General features: G+C 64.5%; 16 protein-coding genes and 1 tRNA gene. 13 read left to right on the forward strand and 4 right to left on the reverse strand.

Features of this window, described 5'->3' with window-relative positions; genetic code table 11:
- Positions 1-141: 141 nt before the first annotated feature.
- Both IVA88_RS17095 and IVA88_RS17100 read left to right on the forward strand, forming a co-directional pair.
- Complete coding sequence (locus IVA88_RS17095; protein WP_247498390.1) at positions 142-354, forward strand: antitoxin MazE-like protein; 213 nt, start codon at positions 142-144, stop codon at positions 352-354.
- A complete protein-coding gene (locus IVA88_RS17100) occupies positions 341-670 on the forward strand; it encodes a type II toxin-antitoxin system PemK/MazF family toxin (RefSeq protein WP_247498437.1) in 330 nt (109 codons plus the stop codon). Before IVA88_RS17095 ends, IVA88_RS17100 begins: the two co-directional genes overlap by 14 nt.
- A 100-nt stretch (positions 671-770) precedes the next feature.
- On the opposite strand, the gene IVA88_RS17105 is transcribed toward IVA88_RS17100, so the two are convergent.
- Positions 771-847: transfer RNA gene (locus tag IVA88_RS17105), tRNA-Arg, on the reverse strand.
- Between the two features lie 277 nt (positions 848-1,124).
- Positions 1,125-2,624: a HAMP domain-containing sensor histidine kinase gene (locus IVA88_RS17110; protein ID WP_247498391.1), complete on the reverse strand. Its 1,500-nt coding sequence runs from the start codon at positions 2,622-2,624 to the stop codon at positions 1,125-1,127.
- A 382-nt stretch (positions 2,625-3,006) separates the two neighbouring features.
- On the opposite strand from IVA88_RS17110, the gene rpmH reads away from it, so the two are divergent.
- From rpmH to dapE, 11 genes are all read left to right on the forward strand, one after another.
- Complete coding sequence (gene rpmH, locus IVA88_RS17115) at positions 3,007-3,141, forward strand: 50S ribosomal protein L34 (RefSeq protein WP_008542748.1); 135 nt, start codon at positions 3,007-3,009, stop codon at positions 3,139-3,141.
- 27 nt (positions 3,142-3,168) lie between these two features.
- Entirely contained in the window at positions 3,169-3,636 is a 468-nt protein-coding gene (gene rnpA, locus IVA88_RS17120; protein WP_247498392.1) for a ribonuclease P protein component, read from the forward strand.
- Positions 3,637-3,649: 13 nt separating this feature from the next.
- Positions 3,650-5,524: a membrane protein insertase YidC gene (gene yidC / locus IVA88_RS17125; RefSeq protein ID WP_247498438.1), complete on the forward strand. Its 1,875-nt coding sequence runs from the start codon at positions 3,650-3,652 to the stop codon at positions 5,522-5,524.
- A 137-nt stretch (positions 5,525-5,661) separates the two neighbouring features.
- Complete coding sequence (yihA, locus tag IVA88_RS17130) at positions 5,662-6,315, forward strand: ribosome biogenesis GTP-binding protein YihA/YsxC (RefSeq protein WP_247498393.1); 654 nt, start codon at positions 5,662-5,664, stop codon at positions 6,313-6,315.
- A complete protein-coding gene (locus tag IVA88_RS17135; protein ID WP_247498439.1) occupies positions 6,315-6,680 on the forward strand; it encodes a DUF423 domain-containing protein in 366 nt (121 codons plus the stop codon). The genes yihA and IVA88_RS17135 overlap by 1 nt, the downstream gene beginning before the upstream one ends.
- 107 nt (positions 6,681-6,787) lie before the next feature.
- Positions 6,788-7,675: an acetylglutamate kinase gene (gene argB, locus IVA88_RS17140; RefSeq protein WP_007597683.1), complete on the forward strand. Its 888-nt coding sequence runs from the start codon at positions 6,788-6,790 to the stop codon at positions 7,673-7,675.
- 155 nt (positions 7,676-7,830) lie between these two features.
- A complete protein-coding gene (locus tag IVA88_RS17145) occupies positions 7,831-8,817 on the forward strand; it encodes a DUF1036 domain-containing protein (RefSeq protein WP_247498394.1) in 987 nt (328 codons plus the stop codon).
- A gap of 14 nt (positions 8,818-8,831) precedes the next feature.
- On the forward strand, positions 8,832-9,521 hold the full coding sequence (locus IVA88_RS17150; protein WP_247498395.1) for a pyrimidine 5'-nucleotidase: 690 nt from the start codon (positions 8,832-8,834) through the stop codon (positions 9,519-9,521).
- Between the two features lie 193 nt (positions 9,522-9,714).
- A complete protein-coding gene (gene dapD, locus IVA88_RS17155; protein WP_247498396.1) occupies positions 9,715-10,560 on the forward strand; it encodes a 2,3,4,5-tetrahydropyridine-2,6-dicarboxylate N-succinyltransferase in 846 nt (281 codons plus the stop codon).
- Between the two features lie 228 nt (positions 10,561-10,788).
- On the forward strand, positions 10,789-11,436 hold the full coding sequence (locus IVA88_RS17160) for a DUF805 domain-containing protein (RefSeq protein ID WP_247498397.1): 648 nt from the start codon (positions 10,789-10,791) through the stop codon (positions 11,434-11,436).
- Positions 11,433-12,599 carry a succinyl-diaminopimelate desuccinylase gene (gene dapE / locus IVA88_RS17165; protein WP_247498398.1) on the forward strand — a complete coding sequence of 389 codons (1,167 nt, stop codon included), beginning with the start codon at positions 11,433-11,435 and terminating at the stop codon, positions 12,597-12,599. The genes IVA88_RS17160 and dapE overlap by 4 nt, the downstream gene beginning before the upstream one ends.
- 153 nt (positions 12,600-12,752) lie before the next feature.
- On the opposite strand, the gene truA is transcribed toward dapE, so the two are convergent.
- Positions 12,753-13,490: a tRNA pseudouridine(38-40) synthase TruA gene (gene truA / locus IVA88_RS17170; RefSeq protein ID WP_247498399.1), complete on the reverse strand. Its 738-nt coding sequence runs from the start codon at positions 13,488-13,490 to the stop codon at positions 12,753-12,755.
- Entirely contained in the window at positions 13,490-14,425 is a 936-nt protein-coding gene (fmt, locus tag IVA88_RS17175) for a methionyl-tRNA formyltransferase (RefSeq protein ID WP_247498400.1), read from the reverse strand. Before fmt ends, truA begins: the two co-directional genes overlap by 1 nt.
- Positions 14,426-14,523 lie beyond the last annotated feature (98 nt).

Below are 14,523 nucleotides of genomic sequence, written 5' to 3' on the forward strand. Positions count from 1 at the left end.
ACTGCTGATTTCCAGGGTGGTTCGGTTACCCTTCGATAGCGGCGGCCTTAAGCGCCCAGCGGGCCCGGGGGGTCTCGCCCGACTCTTGCGCTTCCAACTGTAACGCGTTACGCTGTTACGCGTTACAGTTGGAGAAACCCCATGGCGGCGCCAGCCGAGAGGATGAAGATCATGCGGCAGCGGCGGCGCGCGCGGGGGCTGCGCGAGTTGCGTCTCGTCGTTGCCGACCCGCGCTCGCGGGCGGTACGACGACGGGTGGCGAAACAGGTCGCCGGCCTCGACCTGGATCGCGAGCGTGACGCAATGAAGTGGATCGAATCGGTCTCCGAGTTTGATGCAGATGCGCCGCGGTGATCTGGTGACTGTTGCGGCGGCCGGTGACTATGGCAAGCCTCGTCCCGCCGTTATCGTGCAGACTGATGCCTTTCCGGAGAACCATGCTTCAGTGGTAGTCTGCCAGCTAACTTCCGATCTGGCGGATGCTCCGGATTTTCGCGTCACCATTGAGCCCAACCCCGAAAATGGCTTGCGGCTCAAATCGCAAGTGATGGCTGATAAGCCGGTCACCATAAGACGCGAGCGAATCGGGCAGAAGATCGGACGGCTCGGCAGCCAAGACATGGCTCGGCTCGGTATTGCATTGGCCTTTGTCTTGGGGCTCGCCGATTAGTCGACTGATGCTTCAGGCCCAGGCGACGGATAGCGGGCTCGTGGTGGCCCGATGCGGTATCTCAAATACCGGGAAGCGATATCGCATAAAATGCGTAAAATGGCGCGCCCGGAACGATTCGAACGTCCGACCCTCAGATTCGTAGTCTGATGCTCTATCCAGCTGAGCTACGGGCGCGTTTTCGCAAACAGCGATTGCGGGCGTGGCCCGCAGGCAGCCCCCGGCGACGCCGGAGGGGTGCGAAAGAGCGCTCTGACTAACCGCTCTTGCTCCACTTGGCAAGGTCCGGATTGGGAAGATTTTGCAGGGAAATGACCGTTTCCGGTGTCGGCCTCCGGCCGACCAAAGCGCGATATGTCCTTATCGCGCTTTAGATTATCGTTTAAAGCATGATCTTTTCGGAAAACCGCTTCGCACTTTGCGCCAACGCGGCCCTTCGGGTCCGGATCATGCTCTACGCCCTCTGCCGCTCGTTGCGGATGGAGAGCAGTTCCACCGGGCGGTCGGGGATGACGATCCGGAAGGTGGCGCCGATGGTGCCTTCGACCAGATGAATGTCGCCGCCATGGGCGCGGACCAGCTCGGCGGCAATCGCAAGGCCGAGGCCGCTGCCGCCGGGACGGCCGGAGGTCTGGAACGCCTCGAACAGATGGTCACGGGTCTTCTGGGGCACGCCGGGGCCGGTGTCGGAGACCTCCAGGATGGCGACCGCGCCCTCGCGTTTTCCCGTGATCCGGATCTGCTGCGCGCCGCCCTCGGCCGACGCATGGCTTTCCAGCGCCTGGGCGGCGTTGCGGACGAGGTTGAGCAGCACGCGGAAGAGCTGGTCCGGATCGGCATCGACCGCGAGCCCGCGCTCGATCGCGGCGACCCAGGCGATCGAGGCGTCGCTGGCGAGGCCCGCGGTCTCGCGCACCTCCAGCACCACCGGCTCGATCAGGACCATGCGGCGGTCGGGCGCGGCTTCCTGGGCGCGGCCATAGGACAAGGTTGACTGGCAGAAGGCGATGGCGCGCTCGAGCGAGCGCACCAGCTTCGGCGCGAAGCGCTGCACCCGCGGATCCGGCACGCTCGCCAACTGGTCCGACAGTAGCTGCGCCGAGGCCAGCAGATTGCGCAGATCGTGGTTGATCTTGGAGACGGCGAGGCCGAGGGCGGCGAGCCGGCTCTTCTGATGCAGCATCGACATCAGATCGCGCTGCATGTCCGACAATTCGCGCTCGGCGACGCCAATTTCGTCGCTGCGCTGGCTCGGCACGATGATCCCCGCCGAGCTCTCGGGATTTTCGTGGAATCCGACCAGGCTCGCGGTCAGCCGCCGCATCGGGCGCACGAAGAGATAGTGCATGGCGAGATAGACAAGGCCCGCGGTCAGCACCGCGATGATCAGCGCTACCACCACGACGTTGCGGGAGAAGCGGTACATCGACTGCCGCAGCGGCAGCTCGTCGGTGACGATCTCCATGAACTGGGCGTTGCCGACGCCCGGCCCGACGATCCGGATAGACTGGTTGCCGGTCTCCAGCATCATCCGGAACGAGCCGGTGATCGCCTCCCACGCCGTCATGTCGCGCAGGTCGATGTCGTGCTCGATGGCGACCGGCAGATTGTCGCTGGCGAGCAGACGGCGCTGCTGGCCCATCTTGATGGCGACGGCGCGGGCATTGATGCTTTTCAGGATCTCGCGCGACAGCGAATCGGGGACCATGCCGAGCGGGGCGGCATCGAGCACCAGCGCCGCCGTGTTCGCCGCCGCCACGCGGTCGTTGAGCCGGTTGACCCAGAAGTTGGCGATGGCAGGCACGTAGAGCAGGACGGCCGCGATCATCACCAGGGGAACGGTGAGCAGCAGCAGCTTGCCTGATAGCCCAAGCCCGCGCGTCCCACGCGGCCGCGCCGCCGGCGGGTCCCGCTGATCCTGATCCTGGATCGGCTGGAGGTCTGTCGCTGCCACGAAATTCGCCCTCGCTGCCTTTGCCGGATTAAGATTGGGCCGGATGGAGGATTTGGCGGGTATGAAGATGCGGCCCGCCCCCCGGCCCGGTCAAATTACAGATCGTCAATCTGCCGAGGTGGGATGTAAGCGCAGATTTGGCGAGTCGCTACCACAAGGGTTAAAAACCCCGCACAAGCAGCGATATTCGCCGGAATTGAGCGCTTGTGCGGCGTTGACGAAAAGAAGGCGCTCGCTTATAAGCCGGCCAATTGTCCGCGATGACCCGGTGTGACGCCGGGAGCGGCTCTCTTGGGGCCGAAAAAGGCCCGTTTTGGGCCGCATCTTCCGGACTTTATCATCAATTCTACAGGCAAATTGCCCGGTCAGCGGAGAAAAACCCGTGAAGCGGACTTATCAACCCAGCAAACTGGTGCGCAAGCGCCGTCACGGCTTCCGTGCCCGTCTCGCCACGGCCGGCGGCCGCAAGGTTCTCGCCGCCCGCCGCGCCCGCGGCCGCAAGCGTCTGAGCGCCTGAGCCGGACCCCCTTTTTGGGATTTCATCATGGATCGGCTGAGGCAGCGGGCGGATTTCCTCGCCGTTGCCAATGGCGCGCGGGTGAATAGTCCCGCGTTCGTCCTGCAAAGCCGTGACCGCCAAAGCCTTGACCGCCAAAACCTTGGCCGAGACGACAGCGGCCCGATCCGGATCGGCTTCACCGTTACCAAAAAGAACGGCAACGCCCCCGAGCGCAATCGCATCCGGCGCCGGCTTCGCGAACTGGTGAAGCGGCTCGATCCGGTGTCGATGCAACCTCATCATGATTACGTGCTGGTCGGCCGAAGGGACGCGCTCTCGCGCGGCTTCGCCACCATGCTCGACGATCTGCGCATAGCGTTCGCGAAGCCCGCGCGGCATACGCACAAGGGACGCGGCCCAAAGGTCGGGCCAAGAACCGACTCAAGAACCGGCCCAACAACCGACGGCTTAAAGCCCGGCCCCGCTCCTGCGACCAGCCGCAAACCGGATTGATGACGAGAGAATGATGACCGACAATCGCAATACCATCCTCGCCGTCATCCTGTCGGGCCTCGTGCTGATCGCCTGGCAATATTTCTACAACATGCCGGCGATGGAGAAGCAGCGCGCCCAGCAACAGACGCAGGCCGAGCTGCAGAAGACCACGCCGCAGCCGACGGCTTCCGGGACGCCGCAGCCCGGCAGCGCAGGCGCGCCCTCCGCTCCTCAGACCGCCAATCAGCCGGGCCAGCCGACCGTCAGCCGCGACGCAGCGATTGCCGCTTCCCCTCGCGTCAAGATCGATACTCCCCGCTTGACCGGCAGCATTGCCCTGAAGGGCGCGCGCATCGACGATCTTGCGCTGGTGCAGTATCGCGAAACGGTCGATCCGAAGTCGCCGCCGATCATCCTCTATTCGCCGTCGGGCACCGCGGAGCCCTATTACGCAGAATTTGGCTGGGTGGCCGGGACCGGTGGCACAAAGGTGCCCGACCGGAACACCGATTGGCAGCAGGAGGGCACCAACAGCCTGACCCCGTCCACACCGGTCATGCTGAAATACGACAATGGCGAAGGCCTCACCTTCCGCCGCACCGTCACGATCGACGACCATTACCTCTTCGGCATCAAGGACGAGGTGACCAATGTCGGCAACGCGCCGGTCAAACTCTATCCCTTCGCGCTGATCTCGCGCCACGGCACGCCGCAGGTCTCGGGCTACTACATCCTGCATGAAGGCCTGATCGGTTACCTGGGCGAGCAGGGCTTGCAGGAGAAGGCCTACAAGGCTGTCGGCGAAGCACCCGCGATCGGCAATGGCGGACACGGGTTCGAATTCAACAACGTCACCAACGCCTGGCTCGGCATTACCGACAAATATTGGGCGTCTGCGCTCCTTCCCGACACGTCGGCAACGCTCAAGGCCCGTTTTGTCGCCGAACCCGGCACCCAGATCCGATACCAGACCGACTATCTGCAAAGCGAGCAGACCGTCCCGATCGGCGGCACGACGACGACGAACGCGCGGCTGTTCGCCGGCGCCAAGGAGGCCGGCGTGGTCGGCCTCAATTTCCCGCTCGCAGGCCTCGGCGGCTACAACAAGGAGCTCGGCCTCAACCATTTCGATCTGTTGATCGACTGGGGCTGGTTCTACTTCATCACCAAGCCGATGTTCCTCGGCCTTGACTTCTTCTACCGCTTCTTCGGCAATTTCGGCATCTCGATCCTGCTCGTGACCGTGATCGTGAAGCTCTTGTTCTTCCCCTTGGCGAACAAGTCCTACGCCTCGATGGCGAAGATGAAATCGGTCCAGCCGCAGCTTCAGGCGCTGAAGGAGCGCTACCCCGACGACAAGGTGAAGCAGCAGCAGGAGATGATGGAGATCTACCGCAAGGAGAAGATCAATCCGGTCGCCGGCTGTCTTCCCGTGGTGATCCAGATCCCGGTGTTCTTCTCGCTCTACAAGGTGCTGTTCGTCACCATCGAGATGCGGCACGCGCCGTTCTTCGGCTGGATCAAGGACCTCTCCGCGCCGGACCCGACCAACCTGTTCAACCTGTTCGGATTGATCCCGTTCGACCCGACCACGATCCCGCTGTTCGGCCACTACCTCGCGCTCGGCATCTGGCCGATCATCATGGGCATCACGATGTGGTTCCAGATGAAGCTGAACCCGACGCCGCCGGATCCGACCCAGCAGATGATCTTCAACTGGATGCCGCTGATCTTCACCTTCATGCTGGCGGGCTTCCCGGCGGGCCTCGTGATCTACTGGGCCTGGAACAACACGCTCTCGGTGCTGCAGCAGAGCTACATCATGCGCCGTAACGGCGTGAAGGTGGAGTTGTTCGACAACATTCGAAACTCGTTCAAAAAAAAAATGACGACTGAGGCGACGTAGCCGTCATTGCGAGGAGCACAAATGCCTGCACATCGTCATGCCCGGGCTTGTCCCGGGCATCCACGTTTTGGAGGGTACCGCGGGCAGACGTGGATGGCCGGGACAAGCCCGGCCATGACGAAAGGTGAGGCCTTCGCATGACCGACGACAAAGATGCGAAGCTGATCGAAGTCGGGCGAAAGCTGTTCACGCGCGACTGGCAGTTCATCTGGGCATCGCCTTCGATTGAAACGCTGCCGCCGATGGCGGGGCTGGAGATCGCCTTTGCCGGCCGCTCCAATGTCGGCAAGTCCAGCCTGATCAACGCGCTGACGGGGCGCAACGCGCTCGCGCGCACCTCGCACACGCCGGGCCGCACCCAGGAGCTGATCTTCTTCGAGGTCCCCGGGAAAGGTGACCTGCGCCTCGTCGACATGCCTGGCTATGGCTATGCCAAGGCGCCGAAGAGCCAGGTCGCGTCCTGGACCGAGCTGATCCACAGATTCCTGCTCGGACGCACCAGCCTCGCGCGCGTCTACGTGCTGGTCGACGCACGGCACGGCCTCAAGGACGTCGATCTCGAAGTCCTGAAGACGCTCGATCGCTCCGCGGTCAGCTACCAGATCGTGCTGACCAAGACCGACCAGATCAAGGCCGCCGAGCTTCAGTCGCGCATCATCGAGACCGAGGCCGCGCTCGCCAAACGTCCGGCCGCGTTCCCGAACGTGCTCGCGACCTCGTCACGGAGCGCGACCGGCATGGCCGAACTGCGCGCCGCGATCGCAAAGCTGCTGGACGAGCGGACCTCGTGATCGCGGCATTCCGCCTGCTGATCGGGCTTGCCGGCGTGATGGGCGCCGCCGGCATCGCGCTGGCCGCCGCCTCCGCGCATGGCGGCGATGCGAGCCGGCTCGCCTCCGCAAGCGCCATGCTGCTGTTTCATGCCACTGCCATGCTTGCGGTCGTCGCCCTGCTCGGCCGCGGCCTTCTGCACGGCGGAATTGGCATCATCGCCGCGTTCGGTTTCGTAAGCGGCGCCGCGTTGTTCGCAGGCGACCTCACCTTGCGGCAATATGCCGGCCATTCGCTGTTTCCATACGCGGCGCCGACGGGTGGATCGGTGATGATCTTGAGCTGGCTGGCGGTGACACTCGCGGCGGTGGTGGTGCGGAAATAGTGTCCTCTTCCTTCTCCCCTCTGGGCGAAGGTAACAACACGCACTTTGCGCCCCGCCCGCCAATCGGATAGAACGCGGCCCGAGTATCCGCCAGCGAGATCCGCCTCATGACCGAAATCTCCCCGCTCGACCAGGCCCGCATCCTGTCCGAAGCGCTGCCGCACATGCAGCAGTACGACGAGGAAACCATCGTCATCAAGTATGGCGGCCATGCCATGGGCGACGAGGAGACCGCGAAGAATTTTGCCCGCGACATCGTGCTGCTCGAGCAGACCGCGATCAATCCGGTGGTGGTGCATGGTGGCGGCCCGCAGATCGCGACCATGCTCAAGCGCCTCGGCATCGTCTCGGAATTCGCCGCCGGCCTGCGCATCACCGATGCCGCCACCATCGAGATCGTCGAGATGGTTCTCGCCGGCTCCGTCAACAAGCAGATCGTCGGCTACATCAACGAGGCCGGCGGCAAGGCGGTGGGGCTATCAGGCAAGGACGCCAACATGGTGAAGGCGTCGAAGACGACGCGCACCATCATGGATCCGGACTCGCACATCGAGAAGGCGGTCGATCTCGGCTTCGTCGGCGATCCCGAGAAGGTCGACCTCACGCTGCTCAACCAGCTGATCGGCTACGAGCTGATCCCGGTGCTGGCGCCGCTCGCGACCTCGAAAGAGGGCCAGACGCTGAACGTCAACGCCGACACTTTTGCAGGCGCCGTGGCCGGCGCCCTGAAGGCAAAGCGGCTGCTGCTGCTCACCGACGTGCCTGGTGTGCTCGACAAGTCCAAGAAGCTGATCCCGCAGCTCTCGGTCAAGGACGCGCGAAAGCTGATTGCCGACGGCACCATCTCCGGCGGCATGATCCCGAAGGTCGAGACCTGCATCTACGCGCTCGAGCAGGGCGTCGAGGGCGTCGTCATCATCGACGGCAAGATGCAGCACGCGGTGCTGCTCGAGCTCTTCACCAACACGGGCACGGGAACGCTGATCCACAAGTGATGAAGAGCGGGCGAAAGAAAGCCGTCATGGCCGGGCCTGTCCCGGCCATCCACGACCCTTGCACCCGCACCAAGAATGTGGATGCCCGGGACAAGCCCGGGCATGACGAGCGGAGAGCTCGGCGGCACGGTCGTTCCGCCTTCACGCGCTTGCTGATGACGCTCCCTGCCGCGGCCGTCTCGTTTGTCTTCTCCTCCGCACCGGCCGTCGCCGACCTCAAGATCTGCAACCGCATGTCCTATGTCGTCGAGGCCGCGATCGGCATCGACGACAAGGCGGCGACCGCCACGCGCGGCTGGTTCAGGATCGACCCCGCCACCTGTCGCGTGGTGGTGCAGGGCACGCTGTCCGCCGACCGCATCCTGCTCAACGCCCGCGCGCTCGGCGTGTACGGCGCATCCCCGATCCCGCAGAACGGCAGCGACACGCTGTGTGTCGCGCAGGACAATTTCGTCATCGCGGCCGCGCGGCAGTGCCGCAGCGGCCAGACCCAGGCCGCCTTCACCCAGATCACGCCGACGCAAGGCGCGGACGGCAATTTCGTCGCCTATCTCGCCGAGGACTCCGAATATGACGACGAGCAGGCCCGTCTCGCCGGCATCCAGCGGCTGTTGGTGATCGCAGGCTACGACGCCGCGCCGATCGACGGCGTCGACGGTCCGAAGACGCAAGGCGCGCTGGCAGCTTTCCTGAAGAGCCGTGGATTGTCGTCCGACATCCTGTCGTCGCCGAACTTCTTCAAGACCATGGTCGATGCGGTGCAGACGCCATCAGCGACCGGCCTCACCTGGTGCAACGACACCACGCACAAGGTGATGGCGGCGGTCGCCACCGACGACGGCAAATCGGTGACGAGCCGCGGCTGGTATCGCATCGATCCCAAGACCTGCCTGCACCCTGACGTGAGCGGCCAGCCGAAGCAGATCTTCAGCTTCGCGGAAGCGATCGACGCCGACAACCGCGTCGTCAAGCTGAAGGACAAGCCGCTGAACTGGGGCGGTGACAGGCAGCTTTGCACGCGCGAGACCAAGTTCGAGACCAACGAGCAGACCGATTGCGGCGCGCGCGGTTTCGCGGCGACGGGCTTTGGCGCGGTGGACATGTCGAGCGGCGGCAAGACGCTGCGGTTTGCGATGCCGTGATCGAGAGAGTTTTGATGACCCCATCCCGCGCCTTCGCCCATATCGACACCTGGGTGTTCGACCTCGACAACACGCTTTATCCGCACCACGTCAATCTGTGGCAGCAGGTCGATGCGCGGATCACCGAGTTCGTTTGCAACTGGCTGAACCTGACACCGGCGGAAGCGCGCAAGATCCAGAAGGATTATTACCAGCGCTTCGGCACCACGATGCGCGGCATGATGACCCTGCATGGCGTACGCGCCGACGACTATCTCGCCTACGTCCACAAGATCGACCACTCCCCGCTGGAGCCGAACCCGGTGCTGGGCGAGGCCATCGCAAAACTGCCGGGACGAAAGCTGATCCTGACCAACGGCTCGGTCGATCACGTCGACGCGGTGCTGGCGCGGCTCGGCTTTGCTTCGCATTTCAACGGCGTGTTCGACATCATCGCCGCGGAATTCGAGCCGAAGCCGGCGCCGCAGACCTACCGGAAGTTTCTCGCCGACCACGCCGTCGATCCGACCCGCGCCGCGATGTTCGAGGACCTCGCGCGCAACCTCACCGTCCCGCACGAGCTCGGCATGACGACCGTGCTGGTGATACCGGATGGGACGAAAGAGGTGGTGCGCGAAGACTGGGAGCTGGAGGGCCGGGACGCCGCCCATGTCGACCATGTCACGGATGATCTGGCGGGGTTTTTGGGCAGGCTGTCGCATTGAACGGTAGCCCGGGTGGAGCGCGAGCGAAATCCGGGGCCATTGTTGCGGCGAGACTGCCCCGGAATGCGCTTCGCTCCTTCCGGGCTACGGGTCCTCGCGGGTGATGACAGCGAAGCAAGCTTGACTCCGTCCCGCCAAATCCCGAAAAAGCGCCCCAATCCATCAAGGTGCTCGCTCCAAAGAGGAAATCCAAATGTCCCTGTCCGCCCTCGAATCCACCATCAACGGCGCCTTCGACGCGCGCGACGGCGTCTCGACCTCGACCAAGGGCGAGGTGCGCGAGGCCGTGGATCAGGCGCTGGAGATTCTGGACAAGGGTGAGGCCCGCGTTGCCGAGCGCGGCACCGACGGCAAGTGGAAGGTCAATCAATGGCTGAAGAAGGCGGTGCTGCTCTCGTTCCGCCTCAACGACATGGGCGCCATTCCCGGCGGCCCCGGCAAGGCGACCTGGTGGGACAAGGTGCCCTCGAAGTTCGACGGCTGGGGCGAGAACCGCTTTCGCGACGCCGGTTTCCGCGCCGTCCCCGGCTCCATCGTGCGCCGCTCGGCCTTCATCGCCCGCAACGTCGTGCTGATGCCGTCCTTCGTCAATCTCGGCGCCTATGTCGATGAGTCGACCATGATCGACACATGGTCGACCGTCGGCTCCTGCGCGCAGATCGGCAAGCGCGTGCACATCTCCGGCGGTGTCGGCATCGGCGGCGTGCTCGAGCCGCTGCAGGCCGAGCCTGTGATCATCGAGGACGATTGCTTCATCGGCGCCCGCTCCGAGGTTGCCGAAGGCGTGATCGTGCGCAAGGGCGCGGTGCTGTCGATGGGAGTGTTTTTGGGCGCCTCGACCAAGATCGTCGACCGCGAGACCGGCGAGATTTTCATTGGCGAGGTGCCGGAATATTCGGTCGTCGTTCCCGGCGCGCTGCCCGGCAAGCCCATGAAGAACGGCCAGATCGGCCCGAGCACCGCCTGCGCCGTCATCGTCAAGCGCGTCGACGAGCGCACGCGCTCCAAGACCAGCATCAACGAACTGCTGCGGGACTGATCCGCCACCGACTGCCTGTCAATCGTCGTCCCGGCGAAGGCCGGGACCCATAACCACAGGCCGTGGTTTGGCGAAGACTTGCAATTGGGTATGCCGACCATCCACAACTGATGGATTCCGCGGTATGGGTCCCGGCCTTCGCCGGGACGACACCGAGGAGTAATCGAACCCACCCACCTTCCATCACGACAAAGATCCGGGCGGCCTCTCCCGCCTGGAATCTTTGGCATGGACTGGACCTGGTACCTCTTCCGCTTCGAGGGTCGCATCAACCGCGCACTGCTGTGGCAGGCGCTGCTGATCGTCATGTTGCTGGCGGCCCTGCTCGGAGTGATCGGTCATGTGATCCACCTCCTCAATGCCAAGGGATCGTTGACCTTCTCCTTGAAACTCGATTTCGACTTCGGGCTCGACGACCTCTTCAAGCTGTTCGATCCCCGCGCCTATCGCTCGCCGGCATCCGCCGACCGCGCGACCCTGATCCTCAAGGGGTTCGGCATGTCGCTGTTCTCCTGGATATACCTCGCGACCGCGATCAAGCGGCTGCACGATCGCGACCGGAGCGGCTGGTGGATCATTCCGTTCTTCGTCTTGCCCGGCCTGTTCAGCCAGTTCTCCGACTTGCTGCCTGACTCCAACTGGATGCTTCCGTTCAGCCTGACCGCTTCCACCCTGTGGCTGTGGGGCCTCGTCGAATTGTTCTTCCTGCGGGGTACTTCGGGCAGCAACCGGTTCGGTCCCGATCCGCTGGCCGAAACCGAGGAAACCGCGGCACTCGCCTCGCTGACGAAAGGCTGGGACCAAAACGACGAGATTGAAATTGTCCCGCCCAGCGCTAGCCCACCCGGCGGCATGCATGTTAAGCGGGGCGCATGACCGATGCTCTCTCGATTGCCCGCGATCTCATCCGCTGCCCCTCGGTAACTCCGGCCGATGCCGGTGCGCTGGGCGTGCTCGAAAAAGCCCTCACCGCAGCCGGCTTCGCATGCCACCGCGTCACCTTCAGTGAGCCCGGCACCGCCGACGTCGACAATCTCTATGCGCGGATCGGCACCGACGGGCCGCACATCACCTTTGCCGGCCATACCGACGTGGTGCCGCCTGGCGACGAGAGCGCCTGGAGCGTCGGCGCGTTCTCCGGCGAGGTGAAGGACGGCTTTCTGCATGGCCGCGGCGCGGTCGACATGAAGGGCGGCATCGCCTGCTCGGTCGCCGCGGTGCTGGAGCATCTCGCCGCGAACGACGGCAAGCCGCGCGCCGATGGCAAGGGTTCGATCTCGTTCCTGATCACCGGCGACGAGGAAGACGTCTCCATCAACGGCACCATCAAGCTGCTGAAATGGGCCGCCGAGCGCGGCGAAAAGTTCGACCATTGCGTGCTCGGTGAGCCCTCCAATGTCGAGACGCTCGGCGACACCATCAAGGTCGGCCGCCGCGGCTCGCAATCCGGCACGCTGTATGTCGACGGCGTGCAGGGGCACGTCGCCTATCCGCACCGCGCCGCCAATCCGGTGCCTGATATCTCACGGCTGATCGTGGCGATCTCCGACGAGCCGCTCGACCAAGGCAGCGCGCAATTCCAGGCCTCCAATCTTGAATTCACCTCGGTCGACGTCGGCAACACCGCCAGCAACGTCATCCCAGGACACGCCCGGGCAAAGTTCAACATCCGCTACAACGACAACCACACCCAGGCGAGCCTGCGCGAGCTGGTCGAGACGCGGCTGACAAAAGCCTGCGGCAACCGTATCCGCGCCCACATCGTCTGGGAGCCCTCGAATTCGAATGTGTTCGTGACCAAGCCCGGCCCGTTCACCGAACTCGCTGTGTCCGCGATCGAGGACGTCACGGGCCGCAAGCCGGAGCTGTCGACGTCAGGCGGCACCTCGGATGCACGCTTCATCTCGAGCTATTGCCCGGTGATCGAGTTCGGCCTGGTCGGCCAGACCATGCACCAGGTCGACGAGCGCGTGCCGGTCAGGGACCTGGAGCAGCTGACGAAGGTGTATCGCGGAATTCTGGCAAGGTATTTTGGGTAGGGCGCGACTGCCGCTATCTTTCCTGTCGTCACCACTCACTCGCCGTCATGCCCGGGCTTGTCCCGGGCATCCACGTTCTTTACCGCCGTTTAAAAGAAAGGTCGTGGATGGCCGGGACAAGCCCGGCCATGACGCTTGTGGCGGCATCAAGCCCTAATAATCCACCTTCATCAGATACAGCCCGTCTGGCGGGGCGACGATGCCGCAGGCGGCGCGGTTGCGCGCGGCGAGCGCTGCGGAGAGATCGTCGGCGGTCCAGCGGCCCTCGCCGACCCACATCAACGACCCCACCATCGAGCGCACCTGGCTGTGCAGGAACGAGCGCGCCGACGTGAGAATCGTGATCTCGCGCCCGTCGCGCAGCACGTCGAGCTGGTCGAGCGTCTTCTCCGGCGACTTGGCCTGGCACTCGGTGTCGCGAAACGTCGTGAAGTCGTGCTTGCCGAGCAGGCGCTGTGCCGCCGCATGCATCGCTTCGGCATCGAGCCGGCGCGGCACGCGCCAGGCGTGGCCGGCATCGAGCGCGAGATTGGCGCGGGTGTTGACGATGCGGTAGCGGTAATGGCGCTTGACGGCCGAGAAGCGCGCCTCGAAGGTTTCAGGCACGATCTCGGCCTCGAGCACCGCGACCGGATGCGGGCGCAGATGCGCATTCAAGCCGTCGCGAAAACGGCCCTGCGGAAACTGCTTGTCGATATCGACATGCGCGACCTGGCCACGTGCATGCACGCCGGCGTCGGTGCGCCCGGCGCCGTGCACACGCGTATCCGCGCCGGTCATCGCCTTGACGGCAGCCTCCAATGCGCCCTGCACTGATGGCAGCGTCTCCTGCACCTGCCAGCCGAAGAACGGCGCGCCGTCATATTCGATGATGAGCTTGTAGCGTGGCATCAGGCCAGCCGCATCGGCGGCGTGAGCGGCACGCCGCGCAGGAAGTCCGCGGCCTGCATGCGCGCCTTGCCTTCGCGCTGGAGCTCGAGAATGCGAATCGCGCCCTCGCCGCAGGCTATGGTGAGGTGATCGTCGAGCACTGCGCCAGGGCTGCCGGCCCCCTTCGCCAGCTCGCAGCGCAGGATTTTGATGCGCGCATTTTCCTCGAGGCCTGCGAGTTCCGCCCAGGCGCCGGGGAATGGCGACAGGCCGTGGATATGACGCAGCACCTCGCGCGCGGGCCTCGTCCAGTCGATCCGCGCCTCGGCCTTGTCGATCTTGGCGGCATAGGTGACGCCGTCCTCAGATTGCTTCTTGAGCTGGAGCCCGCCGCGGGCGAGTGCGGCCATGGCGCGCACCATCAGATCGGCACCGAGCCGCGACAGACGATCATGCAGATCCGCGGCGGTCATGGTGTCCGTGATCGCGAGCCGTTCCGCCATGGCGACGTCGCCGGTGTCGAGGCCGACATCCATCTTCATCACCATCACGCCGCTCTCGGCGTCACCCGCCATGATCGCGCGGTGGATGGGAGCAGCACCCCGCCAGCGCGGCAGCAGCGAGGCGTGGAGATTGTAGCAGCCGAGCTTTGGCGCATCGAGGATCGCCTGCGGCAGGATCATGCCATAGGCGACGACGACGGCGGCATCGGCATCGAAGGCGCGGAATTCTTCCAGCGCCTCCGGCGTCCTCAACGTCTTCGGCGTCAGCACGGGAACACCGAGTTTTCGCGCGGCCTCTTCCACCGGGGTGGGCTGCAATTGCAGCCCGCGCCGGCCGCCGGGCTTCGGCGCGCGGGTATACACGGCCGCGATCTCGTGGCCATGCGCGACGAGCTCGAGCAGCGTCGGCACGGAGAAATCGGGCGTGCCCATGAAGATCAGGCGGAGGGGCATGACAAGCACTCGGTAAGAGTTTTGTTCTCCGTCATGCCCGGGCTTGTCCCGGGCATCCACGTTCTTGGCCGAAAGGAAAGCAAGGCGTGGATGGCCGG

The sequence above is a fragment of the Bradyrhizobium sp. 149 genome (assembly GCF_023073915.1).
Lineage (GTDB): Bacteria > Pseudomonadota > Alphaproteobacteria > Rhizobiales > Xanthobacteraceae > Bradyrhizobium.

Coding starts and splice junctions, on each gene's coding strand:
- IVA88_RS17095 (WP_247498390.1), top strand. CDS start 142: ATGGCGGCGCCAGCCGAGAGGATGAAGATCATGCGGCAGCGGCGGCGC.
- IVA88_RS17100 (WP_247498437.1), top strand. CDS start 341: ATGCGCCGCGGTGATCTGGTGACTGTTGCGGCGGCCGGTGACTATGGC.
- rnpA (WP_247498392.1), top strand. CDS start 3,169: ATGGATCGGCTGAGGCAGCGGGCGGATTTCCTCGCCGTTGCCAATGGC.
- yidC (WP_247498438.1), top strand. CDS start 3,650: ATGACCGACAATCGCAATACCATCCTCGCCGTCATCCTGTCGGGCCTC.
- yihA (WP_247498393.1), top strand. CDS start 5,662: ATGACCGACGACAAAGATGCGAAGCTGATCGAAGTCGGGCGAAAGCTG.
- argB (WP_007597683.1), top strand. CDS start 6,788: ATGACCGAAATCTCCCCGCTCGACCAGGCCCGCATCCTGTCCGAAGCG.
- IVA88_RS17145 (WP_247498394.1), top strand. CDS start 7,831: ATGACGCTCCCTGCCGCGGCCGTCTCGTTTGTCTTCTCCTCCGCACCG.
- IVA88_RS17150 (WP_247498395.1), top strand. CDS start 8,832: ATGACCCCATCCCGCGCCTTCGCCCATATCGACACCTGGGTGTTCGAC.
- dapD (WP_247498396.1), top strand. CDS start 9,715: ATGTCCCTGTCCGCCCTCGAATCCACCATCAACGGCGCCTTCGACGCG.
- IVA88_RS17160 (WP_247498397.1), top strand. CDS start 10,789: ATGGACTGGACCTGGTACCTCTTCCGCTTCGAGGGTCGCATCAACCGC.
- dapE (WP_247498398.1), top strand. CDS start 11,433: ATGACCGATGCTCTCTCGATTGCCCGCGATCTCATCCGCTGCCCCTCG.
- truA (WP_247498399.1), bottom strand. CDS start 13,490: ATGCCACGCTACAAGCTCATCATCGAATATGACGGCGCGCCGTTCTTC.
- fmt (WP_247498400.1), bottom strand. CDS start 14,425: ATGCCCCTCCGCCTGATCTTCATGGGCACGCCCGATTTCTCCGTGCCG.